At 53.3% G+C, this 17848-nt stretch carries 15 protein-coding genes; 6 read left to right on the plus strand and 9 right to left on the minus strand.

What is annotated here, in order from left to right; genetic code table 11:
- The first annotated feature begins 12 nt into the window (after positions 1–12).
- A complete protein-coding gene (locus ACF8PK_RS19035) occupies positions 13–216 on the plus strand; it encodes a YaeP family protein (protein ID WP_004729231.1) in 204 nt (67 codons plus the stop codon).
- 2 nt (positions 217–218) lie between these two features.
- The gene (locus ACF8PK_RS19040) at positions 219–410 is read left to right on the plus strand and encodes a DUF4250 domain-containing protein (protein ID WP_392443058.1); all 192 of its coding nucleotides are present in this window, start codon (positions 219–221) and stop codon (positions 408–410) included.
- Between the two features lie 156 nt (positions 411–566).
- Here the strand turns inward: ACF8PK_RS19040 and ACF8PK_RS19045 are convergent, their stop codons facing one another.
- Entirely contained in the window at positions 567–2423 is a 1857-nt protein-coding gene (locus ACF8PK_RS19045; RefSeq protein ID WP_392443061.1) for an FAD-dependent oxidoreductase, read from the minus strand.
- A 425-nt stretch (positions 2424–2848) separates the two neighbouring features.
- A complete protein-coding gene (gene purL, locus ACF8PK_RS19050; protein WP_392443063.1) occupies positions 2849–6772 on the minus strand; it encodes a phosphoribosylformylglycinamidine synthase in 3924 nt (1307 codons plus the stop codon).
- Positions 6773–7079: 307 nt separating this feature from the next.
- Here purL and mltF point away from each other — a divergent pair, with 307 nt between their 5' ends.
- On the plus strand, positions 7080–8639 hold the full coding sequence (gene mltF / locus ACF8PK_RS19055; protein ID WP_392443065.1) for a membrane-bound lytic murein transglycosylase MltF: 1560 nt from the start codon (positions 7080–7082) through the stop codon (positions 8637–8639).
- A gap of 299 nt (positions 8640–8938) precedes the next feature.
- Positions 8939–9070 (plus strand): hypothetical protein, encoded by a 132-nt coding sequence (locus ACF8PK_RS19060; protein WP_004729240.1) that lies wholly within the window; start codon positions 8939–8941, stop codon positions 9068–9070.
- A 224-nt stretch (positions 9071–9294) separates the two neighbouring features.
- On the opposite strand, the gene tadA is transcribed toward ACF8PK_RS19060, so the two are convergent.
- Complete coding sequence (tadA, locus tag ACF8PK_RS19065; RefSeq protein WP_158107109.1) at positions 9295–9864, minus strand: tRNA adenosine(34) deaminase TadA; 570 nt, start codon at positions 9862–9864, stop codon at positions 9295–9297.
- A 27-nt stretch (positions 9865–9891) separates the two neighbouring features.
- On the minus strand, positions 9892–10779 hold the full coding sequence (locus ACF8PK_RS19070; RefSeq protein WP_004729245.1) for a LysR family transcriptional regulator: 888 nt from the start codon (positions 10777–10779) through the stop codon (positions 9892–9894).
- A gap of 165 nt (positions 10780–10944) precedes the next feature.
- Here ACF8PK_RS19070 and ACF8PK_RS19075 point away from each other — a divergent pair, with 165 nt between their 5' ends.
- Together ACF8PK_RS19075 and fghA are read left to right on the plus strand one after the other, a co-directional pair.
- Positions 10945–12075: an S-(hydroxymethyl)glutathione dehydrogenase/class III alcohol dehydrogenase gene (locus ACF8PK_RS19075; protein WP_004729246.1), complete on the plus strand. Its 1131-nt coding sequence runs from the start codon at positions 10945–10947 to the stop codon at positions 12073–12075.
- A gap of 107 nt (positions 12076–12182) precedes the next feature.
- Complete coding sequence (gene fghA, locus ACF8PK_RS19080) at positions 12183–13028, plus strand: S-formylglutathione hydrolase (protein WP_172561969.1); 846 nt, start codon at positions 12183–12185, stop codon at positions 13026–13028.
- A gap of 60 nt (positions 13029–13088) precedes the next feature.
- On the opposite strand, the gene ACF8PK_RS19085 is transcribed toward fghA, so the two are convergent.
- The 5 genes from ACF8PK_RS19085 to ACF8PK_RS19105 form a co-directional block, all read right to left on the minus strand.
- Positions 13089–14648, minus strand: a complete 1560-nt coding sequence (locus ACF8PK_RS19085; protein ID WP_055467120.1) for an AbgT family transporter — start codon at positions 14646–14648, stop codon at positions 13089–13091.
- Between the two features lie 293 nt (positions 14649–14941).
- On the minus strand, positions 14942–15358 hold the full coding sequence (locus ACF8PK_RS19090) for a prepilin-type N-terminal cleavage/methylation domain-containing protein (protein ID WP_158107107.1): 417 nt from the start codon (positions 15356–15358) through the stop codon (positions 14942–14944).
- Positions 15348–16676 carry a hypothetical protein gene (locus ACF8PK_RS19095; protein WP_392443073.1) on the minus strand — a complete coding sequence of 443 codons (1329 nt, stop codon included), beginning with the start codon at positions 16674–16676 and terminating at the stop codon, positions 15348–15350. The genes ACF8PK_RS19090 and ACF8PK_RS19095 overlap by 11 nt, the downstream gene beginning before the upstream one ends.
- The gene (locus tag ACF8PK_RS19100; RefSeq protein ID WP_392443076.1) at positions 16673–17299 is read right to left on the minus strand and encodes a PilW family protein; all 627 of its coding nucleotides are present in this window, start codon (positions 17297–17299) and stop codon (positions 16673–16675) included. The genes ACF8PK_RS19095 and ACF8PK_RS19100 overlap by 4 nt, the downstream gene beginning before the upstream one ends.
- Positions 17277–17786, minus strand: a complete 510-nt coding sequence (locus tag ACF8PK_RS19105; RefSeq protein ID WP_158107104.1) for a GspH/FimT family pseudopilin — start codon at positions 17784–17786, stop codon at positions 17277–17279. The genes ACF8PK_RS19100 and ACF8PK_RS19105 overlap by 23 nt, the downstream gene beginning before the upstream one ends.
- Positions 17787–17848: the final 62 nt, after the last annotated feature.

A 17848-nucleotide genomic window follows, 5' to 3' on the forward strand; every position in this document is an offset into this window, starting at 1 on the left:
GAGGATAAAATCATGCAAGTTTATGCGTGTTGTGATTTGGTGCGTGAGCTGTACGCACAAATTGGCAGTGGCGACCAAGGGTACGTGCCGCAGGCGATTTCTTGTGCCGTACGTGCGCTCAATGACATCGCCGCAGACACTTCCCTGCCCAAGGAAGCCCGCGAAAAAGCGGCGTTTGCCGCGGCGAACTTATTGATTTCTGATTTCGAGGACTAAACATGAATTTGGCGAACTTTGCCACCATGGATCCCGTGATGCTGATGAGCATCGTGAATATGAAGCTGCGTGATGACTTCGGCGGCGATCTGAACCAATTGGTGGTCTATTTTGAGATTGATCGTGCAGCGCTAGAAGCTCGCTTGGCGACGGCCGGGTTTGAGTTTTTGCCAGAAGCCGGCCAATTTCGTTAAGCGCGCTTTTCCACCAAGCCGCTCCACCAAGCCGCTCCACCAAGCCGCCTGATAAGCCCCCAAGCTTCATCGAGCGGGGAAGCATCGAAACAGCAACGAGCCCGTCATGACGGGCTCGTTGTGTATTTAGGCGCAGCACTTGCCGGCTTTCATGGCTCAGCTCAAATGCACGTCGTACTCGGTGGCATAGCGGCGCAATTTACACTGATTGCCCTCATGACAACCGCAACTCATACAGCGCCGTGCCTCGTGGTATGCTTGCTCCGCGCTGAACCCAGTCTCAACTTCGTCGAACGAGGTCACCCGGCGCGCCATGTCGATTTCAGGCATTTTGGCTCGAAAGATCCCCTGCATCGCCCACTGATAATGCTGCGCCTTGACCGCATCACTGTTTCCGCGTGCCATGGTTTTCAAGCTCTCTTTCACGCGCTGCGCGTGATCAGGGCGCACCAAATGTGCGGTGCGTGACGCATTGCGTGAGCGGAAAGAGCGCGTATACAAAGGCGCCATGTCACCACCGAGCGACGCATCAATGCTCTGCGCAGCCACGCGCGCATCGGCAATCGCTTCAATCGCCGTCGCCGGTCCGCGGCGCACATCACCAATCGCAAAAATATTCCCCACGCCCGAAAACATGGTGTGTTCATCCACGTCAATGGTGTTGTGGCGGCTGAGATTCAACGCCATCGCCTCGCCTTCTAAAAAGCGAGTATCGGTCTGCTGCGAGACAGCGGCAATGACAGTATCAAACGCCAATGTCTCCGTTTCGCCAGTCGGGGTTGGCGAACGTCGGCCGCTTGCATCGGGTTCACCCAAGGCCATTTTCTCTAACACCACCTGTTTAACTCGGCCATGCTCATCGGCGATGTTTTCAATCGGGTTGGTGAGAAAACGAAACGCGATGCCTTCATGCTCCGCTTCTTCGACTTCGTAAGGTTCGGCAGGCATGGCCTCCCGCGTGCGGCGATAAATTAACGTCACCTCCGCGCCACGACGCAACGCAGTACGTGCACAGTCGATCGCCGTGTTCCCACCGCCAATCACGGCCACTTTCTTGCCCAGCGCCAGTTTGCGCTCCAGCACATGGTCTTTTAGAAAATCCACGCCCAGAAAACACCCGGCCAAATCGCTGCCTGCATACGCCATCGCACTGGCTTGAGAAGCACCGACAGCCAAACAGACCGCGCTGTACTCCTGACTTAATGCCGACAACGTGAAATCCTCGCCCAACACTTGGCCGGTATGCAGCGTCACCCCATGCTGACACAGCAACTCAATCTCTTGATCCAAAATGGCTTTGGGCAACCGAAACTCCGGAATACCGTAACGCAACCACCCGCCCGCTTGTGGCATGGCCTCAAAAATATCGACCTCATACCCTTCGCGACCAAGAAAATAACCGCAGCTCAGCCCCCCCGGGCCAGCACCGACAATGGCAATTTTCTGCCCTTTAGCCGGTTTGCGTTCGGGCTGCAGGGATGGCGCCGCCGTGACATCGTAGTCGGCGGCATATCGTTTTAACTGGCGAATGGCTAGAGGTTCATCCACATTGCGGCGCAAGCATTTGTGCTCGCAAAACGCCGGACACACGCGGCCTATCGACAGCGGCATGGGCAAGGTGTTTTTAATCACGTCAACAGCCTGTTGCAGCTCATTGTTGGCAATCAGAGACAGATACAGCTGAACGTCGACTTTGGCTGGGCACGCCACCTGACACGGCGGCAGGCTACAAGTGATATTGGGGTTATCCAACAACGTTTCGAGGCGATGTTTGCGGCGCAGCTCCAGTGCCGTGCTGTTGGTGGTCACCACCATTCCATCACGCGGCTTGCAGTCACGGGCGCTCACGATCCCTGCGCCGTCCACCTCGACGTCACACAAACCGCAATGGTGTTGAATGCCTTCCGAACCACATAAACAGGGAATGATCACGCCACACTGCTGCGCAGCAAGCCATAAGCTTTGATGGGGGTCAACGTGGCAAGGCTTTCCATTCAGGGTAATTAAGACCATAACAATCCTCAACTTAGACTGACAGTGGGAAATACAGCCGCAGTCCGTATCGACCTAGGGACTGATATGATTTTCGCGAGAACAAGAATCCTTTCTTTTCATCTTGGGATGGCTCCCTTTAGGCGTTATTTTTCGGTATTTCCCATCAACAACTGCATAGTGAGAGACATGATGTGATTTGCTATGCAGACTGAGACTCAAATTTTTTGATCCGATCATTCTTGCACAGCAAGGACGGATTACTTTGACTTTGCGCAAGAAAGTGAAATTCGCGAATTCACCATGTAGAAGAAAAACTTTAACGTCTTGTTTATCAAGCAATAAAATTTCACATGAATTCATTCGCTCTCAAGCGAGGCCTGATAAATGGCATGCATAAAAAAGGCCCTGCCGAAGCAGAGCCTTTGTGTCGTCATGGTTTGGGATTAACCCAAGTTCTTACGCGCGTTTTGGAACATACGCATCCAAGCACCATTTTCGCCCCAGTGGTCTGGGTGCCATGAGTTCGCCACAGTGCGGAAGACACGCTCTGGGTGCGGCATCATGATGGTGACACGGCCATCTTGCGTTGTCAGACCGGTAATCGCATTTGGTGAACCGTTCGGGTTGTTCGGATATTGCTGCGTCGGCTGACCGAAGTTATCCACGAAACGCACGGCAACTGTACCAGATTGTTCAATCGCATTGAGGTGCGCTTCATCGCGAACTTCCACACGACCTTCACCGTGAGAGACGGCAATCGGCATACGCGAGCCCGCCATGCCATCGAAGAATACAGAATCCGACTTCTGCACTTCAACCAGACTAAAGCGTGCTTCAAAACGCTCCGATTCGTTGCGTACGAAACGTGGCCACAAGTCTGCACCTGGGATCAGATCTTTCAGGTTAGACAACATTTGACAGCCGTTACACACACCCAGCGAGAACGTGTCCTGACGGTTGAAGAACTGCTCAAACTGTTCGCGAGCTTGCACATTGAACAGCACCGATTTCGCCCAACCTTCACCCGCGCCCAGCACATCACCGTAGGAGAAGCCACCACACGCGACCAGACCTTGGTAAGCATCCAGTACCGCTTGACCGGTCAGAATATCGCTCATGTGAATGTCGACTGCGTCAAAGCCCGCACGGTCAAAGGCTGCCGCCATTTCAACGTGTGAGTTCACGCCCTGCTCACGCAGAATCGCCATCTTCGGCTTCGCGCCGGTATTGACCATAGGCGCAGCGATGTAAGGTGCCGCGACGTCTTCGTTGACATCAAAGCTCAGTGACACGTTCAGACCTGGATCTGAGTTGTCTTTTTTCGCTGCAAATTCTTGATCGGCACACGCTGGGTTGTCGCGCATGGCTTGCATCTTGTGCGTCGTTTCCGCCCAGAGGGTACGCAGTTCGGTACGTGAACGCTGCAGAAGAACTTGTTCACCCGAAGTCACAACGAAATCATCCGATGCGTCAACGTCACCAATCACGTGTGAACACGCTGCTAGGCCATGAGCCGCCAGTGTCGCCAAGACCGCATTCAGTTCATCGTTCTTAACCTGAATCACCGCGCCCAACTCTTCGTTGAACAGCGCCGCCAGTGCGTCATCACCCAGGGTTTCAATGTTGGCTTTCACACCACAGTGACCCGCGAACGCCATTTCAGCCAGCGTGACAAACAGACCGCCGTCGCCTTTATCGTGGTAAGCCACCAGCTTGTCGTTGCGAACCAGCGTTTGCATCGCATCGAAGAAACCTTTCAGTTGCTCGGCGTTGTCCACGTCAGCCGGCTTATCACCCAACTGCTTGTACACTTGCGCCAGGGCCGTCGCGCCCAGACGATTCTGACCGTTACCCAGATCCACCAGCACCAGAGACGTTTCACCCAGTCCTTCCATGGTCGCTGGCGTACGTAGTTGTGGTGTGATGGTCTTACGTACATCTTCCACACGCGCAAACGCGGTGATGACGAGCGATAGCGGCGAGGTCACTTCTTTGTTTTCGCCGTTCTCGTGCCACTTGGTCTTCATCGACATCGAGTCTTTACCAACCGGAATAGTCAGACCCAGCGCTGGACACAGCTCTTCACCGACAGCTTTCACCGCTTCGTACAGACCCGCATCTTCACCCGGGTGACCGGCAGGAGACATCCAGTTCGCGGACAGTTTGATGTGTTTGATATCGCCGATATCGGTGGCCGCGATGTTGGTCAGTGACTCACCCACCGCCAGGCGCGCCGATGCGCCAAAGTCGAGCAGAGCAACTGGTGTGCGCTCGCCCATTGACATCGCTTCACCGTGGTACGTGTCGTAGCTTGCTGCCGTGACCGCGCAGTTGGCCACAGGCACCTGCCAAGGACCCACCATCTGGTCACGGGCCACCAGACCTGTCACCGTGCGGTCACCGATGGTGATCAGGAAGGTTTTCTCCGCTACAGCCGGCAGACGCAGCACGCGATCCACCGCGTCATTGAGTTCGATACCGCTGCGGTCAATCGCCGGGCTGGTCACTTTCAGCGTGGTCGCTTCACGGTGCATTTTCGGCGGCTTGCCAAGCAGAATGTCCATCGGCATGTCGATTGGCGTGTTGTCGAAGTGGCTGTCTTCCAGCGTCAGATGACGCTCTTCCGTTGCCACCCCGACGACGGCATAAGGTGCGCGCTCACGCTGACAAATAGCATCAAATTCCGCCATGTGCTCCGGCGCAACTGCCAGTACATAACGCTCTTGCGATTCATTACACCAGATTTCCAGTGGGCTCATGCCCGGTTCATCGTTTGGCACGTCACGCAGTTGGAAAATACCACCGCGATCGCCATCGTTCACCAGCTCAGGTAGTGCGTTGGAGATGCCGCCCGCGCCCACATCGTGGATAAACGCAATCGGGTTGTCGTCGCCCATTTGCCAACAGCGGTCAATCACTTCCTGACAGCGGCGTTCCATTTCTGGGTTTTCACGTTGTACGGAAGCAAAATCCAAATCTTCTGCCGACTGCCCCGACGCCATAGAAGACGCTGCGCCACCGCCCAGACCGATGTTCATCGCCGGACCGCCCAGCACGATCAGTTTCGCGCCAACCGGGATTTCTTTTTTCTGCACGTGTTCATCACGAATGTTACCCATGCCGCCAGCAATCATGATGGGCTTGTGGTAACCGCGGATCTCTTCACCCGCGTGTGAGGTCACTTTCTCTTCATAAGTACGGAAGTAACCCAGCAGGTTTGGACGACCAAATTCGTTGTTAAATGCCGCGCCGCCCAGCGGGCCTTCTAGCATGATATCCAGCGCGCTCACGATGCGGCTGGGTTTACCAAAATCACTTTCCCAAGGCTGCACAAAATCAGGGATACGCAAGTTCGAGACCGTAAAGCCCACCAGACCCGCTTTTGGCTTACCGCCGATACCGGTTGCGCCTTCATCACGAATTTCACCGCCACTGCCGGTTGACGCACCTGGCCAAGGCGAAATCGCCGTTGGGTGGTTGTGCGTTTCCACTTTCATCAGAATGTGAGCATCTTCGTGGTGGTAAGTGTATTGACGTGAGTCCGGATTGGGGAAGAAACGGCCGACTTTTGAACCGGTCATGACTGCCGCGTTGTCTTTGTAGGCAGACAGCACGTGATCCGGAGTGGTTTCAAAGGTGTTCTTGATCATCTTGAACAGCGATTTGTCCTGATCCACACCATCGATGGTCCAATCCGCATTGAAAATTTTGTGACGGCAGTGCTCAGAGTTCGCCTGAGCAAACATCATCAGCTCGATGTCATTGGGGTTGCGACCCAGCTTGATGAAACTCTCCACCAAGTAATCAATTTCATCTTCCGCCAGCGCAAGGCCAAGGGAAACGTTTGCTTCTTCTAGCGCAGCTCGACCACCTGCCAAGATATCAACTTGCGTCAGCGGCGCTGGCTCAGCCACGCTAAACAGCGCTTGTGCCGCATCAAGTTCCGCAAACACCACTTCCATCATGCGATCGTGCAACAGAGCTTTCAGTGTCGTCACTTGCGCGTCCGTCAGCGCAGTTTCGCTCTCGACGTAGTACGCCGTGCCGCGTTCCAGACGTTTGATCGACGCCAGACCACAGTTGTGCGCAATATCAGTCGCTTTGGATGACCAAGGGGAAATGGTGCCCGGACGAGGCGTGACCAGCAGGAGGAATCCCTGAGGTTCATGTTCTTGAATGGTTGGACCGTAAGTCAGCAGCTTCTCTAACTTTTCCAGTTCCTGGCTGTCCAAGTCTGCTTTGAGATCTGCAAAGTGCATGAACTCAGCATAGATGCCGGTTACAGGCAGGTGTTGTTCACGACAAGTTTCAAGTAGTTTGTTTACACGAAACTCGGAAAGAGCTGGGGAGCCACGCAAAATTCTCATGTGCTTAGGTCTCTATATACAAGTGATTAAGATGTAATTGGAATAAATTCACATAAATAACAGCAATTTATATGGTCATTTGCGAACTTATACCGATTTCACCTCTCCATTGCGTGCGCATTATAGATGATTTTTTTTTGTGACGTAACACCAAAAGCAACCGTTTGCGTCATTTTTTTCGTTAAATTTGAATTACAACTCATTTGCTCAAAGATTCAACAACACGCCTCACATGCAGCCGCAAAACTTTGCCAAGTGTGTGGGGTTTGATATAAAGACACTACTTGATGTAAGAGATCCCGAATTAATGACCAAGCTTTCTTTCGCTGCTGCGAGTCGCGCCCTCTTTTTGGCTGCGCTGGCTCTACTGCTTGCTGGGTGCCAAATCGACTCTGAGCCGAAAAGTGAACTCGAGCAAATCCGCGCGCGCGGTGTCTTGCGTGTCGGCACCCTCAACAACCAACTCTCCTATTACATCGGTCCAGACGGCCCCTCAGGTCTGGACTACGAACTGGCACGTGAATTTGCCCGCGAGCTGGGCGTCAAACTCGAAATGAAGCCGGCTTACCGATTGTCGAGCCTGTTTCCCGCGTTGAAAAATGGCGAAATCGATATCATTGCCGCCGGTTTAAGCCAATCCGAACAGCGTTTGAAAGACTACCGAGCGGGTCCGGCTTACTACTACGTGTCACAGCAAGTGGTGTACAAGAAAGGCCAATGGCGCCCACGCAATATCGAACAGCTGATCGCCAAACAGGATGAACTGTATTTGGAAAGCAGCGACGCGCCGATTTTCAGTGTGGTCAACGATTCTCATTTTGAAAACACCCTCGACTCGTTGAAAAGCACGTATCCAGAATTTCGCTATTACGTTGATAACAATGCCGACGTCAACGACCTACTCAAGTTGGTTTCTCAAGGCGAACTCAAATTCACCATGGCCGATTCCGTGGAGATTTCCCTGTCACAACGCATCTATCCCGACATCGCCACCGCATTTGAGATGACCGAAGATCAGCCGATCTCGTGGTTTATGCGCCGCTCTGATGATGAAAGCCTGTATGCGATGATGATTGAGTTTTTCGGCAATCTGAAACAGTCCGGCAGCCTCGCGTCACTGGAAGAGAAATACATTGGTCATATCGGCACCTTTGATTATGTCGACACACGCGCCTTTATTCGCGCGCTCGATTCCCGTTTGCCGAAATGGATGCCTCTGTTCCAGAAATATTCGGAGGAGTTTGACTGGCGCCTGATTGCGGCCTTGGCGTATCAAGAATCGCACTGGAATCCGAATGCCAAATCGCCCACTGGGGTACGCGGCATGATGATGCTGACGCTTCCTACCGCGCGCAGCGTGGATGTCACCAACCGCCTGAATCCAGAGCAATCGGTGCGTGGCGGGGTGGAATATCTGCGCCGCATGATGGAGCGCATTCCTGATTCGATTCCCGATCACGAGAAAATCTGGTTTGCGCTGGCGTCGTACAACGTCGGCTACGGCCATATGATGGATGCCCGCCGCCTGACCAAACTGCAAGGCGGTTCGCCGGATGCGTGGGCGGATGTGAAAGATCGTCTGCCGCAGTTGCGTCAGAAAAAATACTTCACGCAAACGCGCTACGGCTACGCGCGAGGTGATGAAGCGCTGTCGTACGTGGAAAACATTCGTCGTTACTATCAGAGCATCATCGGCCACATGGAACAAAAACAGGTGACCAGTGTGGATTCAGGCACCGATGATCTACTGGTGATCACGCCAGAAGAGGAGATCATCGACGACAATAGCGATCTTGATGAGTCACTGGCGTCGAGCGAAGAAACCGTGTCCTCGGCCAGTTCAGCGCAAAATGTGAGTAATAAATAACCACTTGATTTTCAGTTGGGAAACCCAAAGATAGATGTGTGAACTTGATCGCTTGTGTGATTTCTCAAAGCAGTGACAATCAAGTGCAATCAAAACACGATAAGCTGTTATTTTTTGGGTTCCCTGCTGAAGAACATCCTCACGCACGATGATGCGCTGGGATGACAGACCCAACAGAACGGACGTATTCAACCCACTGGACAGACGACATTCTGGTCGCTGACCGCAAAGGAGAAGGCGGCCCTCTGTTCGGTCCGGAAAGGGGTTCTTCTTTGTCGTCCGTTGTAGGAGGGTGTTTTATGCTGAAACGTAAACGGCACTCAAAACTCCTAAGTAAAGCCGTCTCAGCCAACCGTCGCCGCCGTATGCTCGCCAATACCAAGAAAAAAGTGCTGGCTCGCCATCGTGCGTTCGTACAGTTATCGGACTGAAACATTCACGCGGCAAACATCTACCTCATGGGGATGTTTGCTCATCGTTGCCATTCCTCGTTACCTTATTGCCTCGTTATCCCATTTACTCGTTGAACCATTTACTCGCGACCCATACCTCGCTGACCGAGCGTTGGTTTCGCTCCCCGCTCACCTTTCATGCCGCATCGTCACGCACCACGACTCGCACTCACTAGGCGCAGCACGGGATTGTTCTCGACGGGCTACTGCGCGTCGTCTTGATTCTGAGCAGAACCGGATTGACACGAATCATCTTGGGCCGCCCGTAATTTCTCAGCCTCTTTTCGCGCTTTGATCTCTTTGCGGCGCCGTTGGAAAAATGCCTGCAGCTGCTGGCGACACTCGTCTTCCAGCAAGCCTTTCTCCACCGTGGCGTAGTGATAAGCCGCTTGGCTGCTAAACAGGTCGAGCACCGTACCGGCCGCGCCCGCTTTGAGATCTGGCGCGCCATACACAATCCGTTTCACGCGGCTGTGCAGCAACGCCCCTGCGCACATCGGGCATGGCTCTAAGGTCACGTACAGCGTGGTCTCGAGCAGGCGATAGTTGTGCAGCGCTTCGCCCGCTTGACGCAAGACCTGAATTTCAGCATGCGCGGTGGCATCGCAAGCGCCAATCGAACGGTTCCACCCTTCGGCAATGATGTGGCCATCTTTCACCAGCACCGCACCGACGGGCACTTCCCCTTCCGCTTCAGCTTGCTCGGCCAGCGCCATCGCGCGGCGCATGAATTGTTCATCTTCGGGAGAAAATGGGGCGCGTGTGTCTGTCATGGAAACCTCAATCAATTGGGGGCGGCATTATAACGGCATCGACGGCGCAGATAAATGCTGGGCCAGATAATCCACCAGCAGGCGCACTTTGGGCGATAAGTGTCGGTTTTGCGGATAGAGCGCCCACACCCCTTCCCGCTCATCGCGATAGGCGGGCAACACTTCGACCAAACGGCCGCTGGCCAAATGCGCTTCCACGTAATAATCCGGCAATTGCACCAATCCCATGTCTTTGAGCGCCGCATCAAGTAGCACCACGCCACTGGCGCAATGCACACGGCCGCGCACGCGAATGGCACGCGACTGCTGATTCTCTTTAAACCGCCAGTGATCGTGGGTGCCCACCAAACAGCTGTGCTGCGTCAATTCAGACAAAGTATGAGGCGTGCCGTATTGCGCCAGATAGTGCGGCGTGGCACACACATACAGGTTACGATTACTCAAGCGGCGCGCGATGAAGCTAGAATCACCCAACTGCCCCAAGCGCACGGCCACATCCACGCCTTGCTCAATCAGATCGAGTTTTTGGTTGGTGAGCACAAACTCCAATTCCAATTGAGGATGCTGCAATAGAAAGTCATGCAGTAGCGGCGCGATTTTCTGCTCGCCATACGTCACCGGCGCGGTCACTTTGAGTTTGCCTTTGGGCGTTTGTTGCATCTGCGTGACTGTCAGTTCGGCCTGTTCCAACCCTTCGAGCAACGCGCGACATTGTTGGTAATACACCTGCCCCGCTTCCGTCAACGACACTTTGCGCGTGGTACGCAGCAGTAATTTTACCCCCAAACGCTCTTCCAGCAGTGCGATGCGGCGGCTGACATTTGCCACCGACGTCGCCAAGCGCTGCGCTGCGCGCGTAAAGCTGCCCGTTTCGGCAACGGCCACAAACTCGCTTACCCCTTCCCAACTTGCCATATCGCCTCATTCACTGCGTTATTATTACAATATCGTAAAAGTTATTCTCATTTTGACTCAATTATCACGCAGAGTAAAAGGACTATACTGAAACTCTTGGTAGGAAACGCCCATTCAACGGCCTTTCTTCACACGAACCCTGTATCAATCAAAAGGAACCACTTCATGTCTCAAGACAAATTCATCAAATCTCGCGCCGCCGTCGCTTGGGGCCCGAATCAACCCCTGAAAATGGAAGAAGTCGACGTCATGCTGCCGCGCAAAGGCGAAGTGCTGGTGCGCATCGTGGCTACGGGCGTGTGTCACACCGACGCGTTTACGCTGTCGGGCGATGATCCAGAAGGCGTCTTTCCAGCGATCTTAGGTCACGAAGGTGGCGGCATCGTGGAAATGGTTGGCGAAGGTGTGACCAGTGTGGCCGTGGGCGATCACGTCATTCCACTGTACACCGCTGAATGTGGTGAGTGTAAATTCTGTAAATCCGGCAAAACCAACTTGTGTAGCGCCGTGCGCGCCACCCAAGGCAAAGGTTTGATGCCAGACGGCACCACACGTTTCTACAAAGATGGTGAGCCAATTTTCCACTACATGGGCTGCTCAACCTTCTCTGAATACACCGTGCTGCCAGAAATTTCACTGGCGAAAGTAAACAAAGAAGCACCATTGGAAGAGATTTGCCTATTGGGTTGTGGCGTCACCACAGGAATGGGCGCGGTCATGAACACCGCCAAAGTGAAAGAAGGCGACACCGTGGCGATCTTTGGTCTGGGCGGCATCGGCCTGTCTGCGATCATTGGCGCACGCATGGCGGGCGCAAGCCGCATCATCGGCGTTGATATCAACGAAAGCAAATTCGAGCTCGCCAAACAACTGGGCGCGACCGATTGCATTAACCCACAGAAATTCGACCAACCGATTCAAGACGTGATCGTCGAGATGACCGACGGCGGCGTGGATTTCTCATTTGAATGTATCGGCAACGTCAACGTGATGCGCCAAGCGCTGGAATGCTGTCATAAAGGTTGGGGCGAATCCGTCATCATCGGTGTAGCCGGTGCAGGCCAAGAAATCTCAACCCGTCCATTCCAATTGGTAACCGGCCGCGTATGGCGTGGTAGTGCTTTTGGCGGCGTGAAAGGTCGCTCACAATTGCCGGGCATCGTGGAGCAATACATGGCTGGAGAGTTTGGCCTGCAAGAGTTCATCACGCACACCATGCCACTAGAGCAAATCAACGACGCATTTGATTTGATGCACAAAGGCGAAAGCATTCGCACGGTCATCCATTTCAAATAATCGCTCACCCCATTAATGCGGGGCAAACCACATCACGTTGACGCAGTTGCCTTACGCGGCAGCGTCAACGGTTTGAGTGACCGTTTGCCCCCCATCAAGGAGTCTTCATGAGTTTAACCCACCTGACGCAGGCAAAAGTCTTTGATGGCTGGCACAAGCAGTACCAGCATTCGTCGGACGTGCTGAACTGTGACATGCGGTTTGCGATTTATCTGCCACCGCAAGCCTCCGCCAGCGCGCCGGTGCCCGTGCTGTACTGGTTATCGGGGCTGACCTGCACCGATGAAAACTTTATGCAGAAAGCGGCCGCGTTTCAAAAAGCGGCAGAGCTTGGCATCGCGATCGTCGCACCGGATACCAGCCCGCGTGGCGACCATGTACCGGATGATGCGCAGGGCGCGTACGACTTTGGCTTGGGCGCAGGCTTTTACCTCAACGCGACGCAGGAGCCGTGGTCGGCCAACTACCAAATGTATAGCTACATCGTAGATGAGTTGCCGCAATTAATTGAAGCGCACTTTCCAGTCAATCAACGTAAAGCGATTGCTGGTCACAGCATGGGCGGCCATGGCGCGCTGACCATTGGCGCGAAAAACCAGAACCACTACACCTCGATCTCAGCGTTCAGCCCTATCTGTCACCCGATGGCAGTGCCATGGGGCCAGAAAGCATTTCGTCATTATCTCGGCGACGACAAATCAGCGTGGGCGCAGTACGACGCGGTCGAACTGTTTCAGTCGCATGCTGTACGCACGCCAATTTTGATTGATCAGGGCGAAGCGGATAGCTTCCTGCACGAGCAGCTCCAACCGGAAACCTTGGCCCAAGTCGCCAAGGAGAAAGGCCTTGATCTCACCCTGCGCATGCAGCCCGGTTACGATCATAGCTACTTCTTCATTCAGAGCTTTATCGGCGAACATTTGGCATTTCACGCGCAATACCTCAAAGTGTAAATCGCCGATGTTCAACGTCAAAAAGCCCGCAATTGCGGGCTTTTTTGTACCGATGATGGATTAAAGCGTGTACGTGTACGGCGCTTGAATGCCCAGAGGAATCCCCATCGCCCAATACGCCAATAGGAACAGCGTCCAACCAATCAACATCGCGATCGAGAATGGCATCATCAAAGAGGCCAATGTGCCGATCCCGGTCGACTTCACGTAGCGTTGGCAGTACACCACCACCAGCGGGAAGAACACCATCAACGGAGAAATGATGTTCGACACGGAGTCACCCACGCGGTACGCCGCTTGAGACAACTCAGGAGAAATCCCCACCGCCATCAGCATTGGCACCAAAATAGGACCAATCAGCGCCCACTTCGCCGACGCTGACCCGACCAATAAGTTCACCATCGCAGTCAGTAAAATCATGCCGACAATGGTCGCTTCACCCGGTAGGTTCAGAGTTTTCAGCCCTTCAGCACCGTACAGCGCCAGCATTGTGCCAATGTTAGATTGACCAAAAGCAGACAGGAACTGCGCGCAGAAAAACGACATCACAATGTACGCGCCCATGGTCGACATGGTGCCCGACATCGCCTTGATCACGTCATTGCTGTTTTTAAACGTGCCGGACACACGGCCATAGACGATGCCAGGAATGATAAACAGGATGAAAATCAGCGGCACGATCGACTTCATGATCGGTGCTGAAAACGCCGTAATTTCACCGTCTGGAGAGCGCAGCGCTGAGTTTTCTGGCCACAAGGCCGCGACCAAAAGTGCAATACCCAGCAACATCGCGCTGCCTGCGTAACGAAAAGCTTTTGATTCGATGGCACTAAACGAGCCTAAATCTGGCGCGTCTTCGGCATCCTCATCCACGGGCATACGTTTCAGGCGCGGTTCAATCACGCGCTCAGTCACATACCAGCCAATGGCCACGATGATGATCGACGACAGACCGGTGAAGAAAATGTTCGCCAGCGGGTTCACTTGATACGTTGCGTCCAGTACCTGCGCTGACGTTTGAGTAAAGCCTGCGAGCAGCGGGTCGATCCCCGACGGAATAAAGTTGGCAGAAAAACCACCCGAGACACCGGCAAATGCCGCCGCAATGCCCGCCAAAGGATGACGCCCGGCAGCGTGGAAGATGATACCGCCCAATGGAATCACCAACACATACCCCGCATCAGCGGCGGTATGCGACACGATGGCCACCAAGATCAGCATCGGCGTCAGCAGTTTCGCCGGCGTGTAGTTGAGCATTTTCTTCAGGCCCGTGGTAATAAAGCCTGAGGAATCCGCAACGCCAACCCCAAGCATGGCGACCAGAACAATGCCAAGCGGAGCAAAACTGGTAAAGGTGCTCACCATGTTGGCGAGAAAATGAGCCAGTGATTGCCCGGTCAACAAGTTGTTGATCTCAAGGACTTCACCCGTGCGTGGGTTCACCAGATCAAAACTGACATTCGACAGCAGTGCAGAGGCAACCCAAACGATCACCAACGCCCAGAAAAACAGAATCGCCGGGTCTGGGATTTTATTGCCGGCACGTTCGATAAAATTAAGAAAACCATCCATGCGACTCGAATTCGCCGGTGGTGTAGAGTTTACGGCTTGGTTACTCATCGGTAACTCCTGACAGATGTTGTTGCTTACGGCCTTAGTAATAGATGTCGGCTTGGCCTGCCCACGTCACACGATTCGTGTGTGCATGCGATCCATTCACACGCGAACACATAACGCTACTAAGCATTCTATTAGACCGCCCTTTAACAAGCACAAAATTCCAAACCGATTGAAACATCTAGAGACACATTTTGTATATTAGCTATATTTTAGCAACATAATTCACACAGCAGCTCAGCAAATGAGAAAACAAAATGCTAAAAAAGTGGCCAAAATCAATCTATCGAAAAGAGTTATTGATGGTATTGATTGTATCGTGATACGGCAGTTTGCAGCTCAATGCTTTGTGACTGGCCTTGTCGATCCAACCAAGACGCCGTGATGACAACCGTTTTTAACGAACCCGACACCGTCGCAGCAGGCACCTGCCAACTCAGCGCGTATCCCGGGTGAGAGAAGTCCTCTCCGCTGACAATATCAGTGTCAAAATCAGCGTGCGCCCATGATGGTGAAGCCGAAGAAGCACCGTGGGTACGAAACCATTCCAGTTGCTGCTCTGCAAGGTTAAGCGCCTGCACACTGTGCAGCGCAAAATCAGCGCGCTGCTCAATATACGCTTGCAGTTTCACTAATCCCAATGCCCCCACGCCGATCAAGACAAACGCGATCATCACTTCAATCAAACTAAATCCCCGGTGTTTACTGCCCATGCCACGATCCTTGTTGCCATTTGAATTGACGAATTTTATTGAGCGGCATCTCGATCGCATCACGGTTAAACGAGAAGTTCATCGATGCAGTGAACACCGCATACGTACCCGGCGCATCCATCACATACCCTCCGGTGGGGAAAAACGCACCATTTTGAAAATACGCGGTGTTTGACACCGACACGGCCGGCACAACATCGGGATCGTGATCCACTACACCCGCAAGGTTTGTGGTTTGGGTCGTATTGAGCGACTTCCACGCATCTTCACTGGGTGTGAAATCCGGCGAGCCATCATCAGCGGCCGAGATAAAGTGATAAATCATGCCTTTGAACGTGAGTGAACCATGCGTCGACAGCAAGCCGTTGTGCACCACCAGAATCACACCGTCCAACGTTGAACTAGCCCCATCAATGGCCGTACTGACCGCTTCGAGGTCATCACCATCCATGTGACAACTGCCATATATCCACAAGAGATCGTGACCAGCACTAATCTGCTGCGCAATTTTATCGCCACAGTCACTCACGATCTCGGGAGTGGGAAGCGCACTTTGATCCATCAGCATTTGACCATTTCCGTCAACTAAACTCTCATTGGCAATTTTTTGAAAATGACGATCGGCCATCACTTCAAACCAATCACTGCGCGGCGCACCAAATAAGTCTTCAAATGGGGTTTGACCGCTATCTTTGACAAAATCACGTTTCAGCCCTGTGGGCGTCGAAGCCCCTGTCGCAGTGAGTTCAGTCAGATAATCAGGGTGGCAAGATTGTCCAAGTGGATACCCTTCATAAGGCAAATCCGAATTCAACAAGCCATCATTTTTTAGGGCACCATTCACCAGAAAATCTTGGCTGTAACGCAACATGGTGCAGCCCCATTGACTCTCCCCCAGACTCAAGCCAGGGTCGGGGCGCATCGCCAACCCGCCAGCAAAGTAGAGATTGGAGGTCGCTTTCAACACGCCAGAGGCCGGCGCTGGATAACGAATCGTTTTACTCAGTTGGCTGTAGCCATAGGTTGCGGTGACAGCTAACTGCCCCGGTGCGGGCGTGTGATACCCAAAGGCCACGTCGGAACAATCGGCATAACTGGTGGCCGATGGCAACACGCGCTGAGTCTGCGTCAGACTATACACACACTCCAATCCACCTTCGGCGCGCCAAAATTGTTGTTTGGCTTTGACTTCGTTCTGCGCACGTTTGATTTGGAAAAACAGATGTTTATACATGCCGAGCGTCACCACTAACGCCACCGACAGGAGAATCGATGTCAGTAACAGTGTGGCAACACCGCGTTGAGAATGGCTTGTCATTGCCAGTTCCTCTGCTGAATGTGAAAGGAAAGGGATTGGCTGACGCTGGGATTCTGAGTTAACGCCGCCGTGAGTGAAACCGTGGTCACGGCGCCACTCACGCGATCGGAAACTAACGTGTCGGTGCGTGCGCTAAACGCCGTAACGGAGATCTGTCGGGGATCAAATAGTGAATAACAGAGACCGCTGCCGATAGAATCCGCCGCAGACGCGGGGGTTAAAGGCACTACCCGCCTTTTCTCACAAAACTTCAACGCAGTGGATTCCTGACGATAGACCACATTGAGATACGCTGATGATGCACCAGACATCACCTGATAGACGTAACCCAGCAGAGGCGGCGCCGCTTCGGTGTGTACGATACGAGTGGCACCAGACAGCAAGACCGATTTGCGCTGCACGCCACCGTAACCGGCTTGATACAGATCTTCCTTCATCACTTGCAACACGTTGGTCATGTTTTGCAGCAACAAAATTTCCTGACTGCGTTGCGCGGCACTGCGCTGGCTGGAGATAAACACCGAACCGACAATGCCAAGCGCCATCGCACCAACCAGTGCTGCAATCATAAACTCAATCAGCGACGCGCCGCCAAGGCGCCTAGTTGCATTTCGGATAGCCATACACCGCTCCTTGTTCACCGCACACGATAATGCGGCTGGCACCAAATGACGTGCTGAGTTTCAATTGCTGAGTGGCATCGACGACGGGCGAAAAAAACAGACTGCCGTTTTTGACCTTGCCGCGCACGCCATCAAATTTCACTTGATCGGAGGTGAAATCCGACGTGACCTTGATATGGCGAAACGGCTGCCCACTCATCACCAGCAGCGCGCTGCCCGCGCTTACCGAATCACTGTCGTTGAGGATGATTTGCCATAATCCGGTGCTAGATGGATTGCTGTCCATCACGATGTGCGCCCATAAATCCTGATTCCGAAACACCGCTTCGGATTTGGCTTGCTGTAGGAAGCCTTGCAATTCAGACGCCAAGGTTTGCATCTGATGTTGCTGCGAAAAGCGCTGAAAATTCGGCGCAGCAAAGACCAACATCGCCGACAACACCGCCACCGTGATCAGCAGTTCCAATAAAGTAAACCCGCGAACCATTTCCCAAAACCTTTTGCAAACAATGAGATGAATGTGAATCAACTTGCACCGATGCTAGCAGT

The sequence above is a fragment of the Vibrio sp. CJQ_6 genome (assembly GCF_043106745.1).
In the GTDB taxonomy this organism is placed as follows: domain Bacteria; phylum Pseudomonadota; class Gammaproteobacteria; order Enterobacterales; family Vibrionaceae; genus Vibrio; species Vibrio furnissii.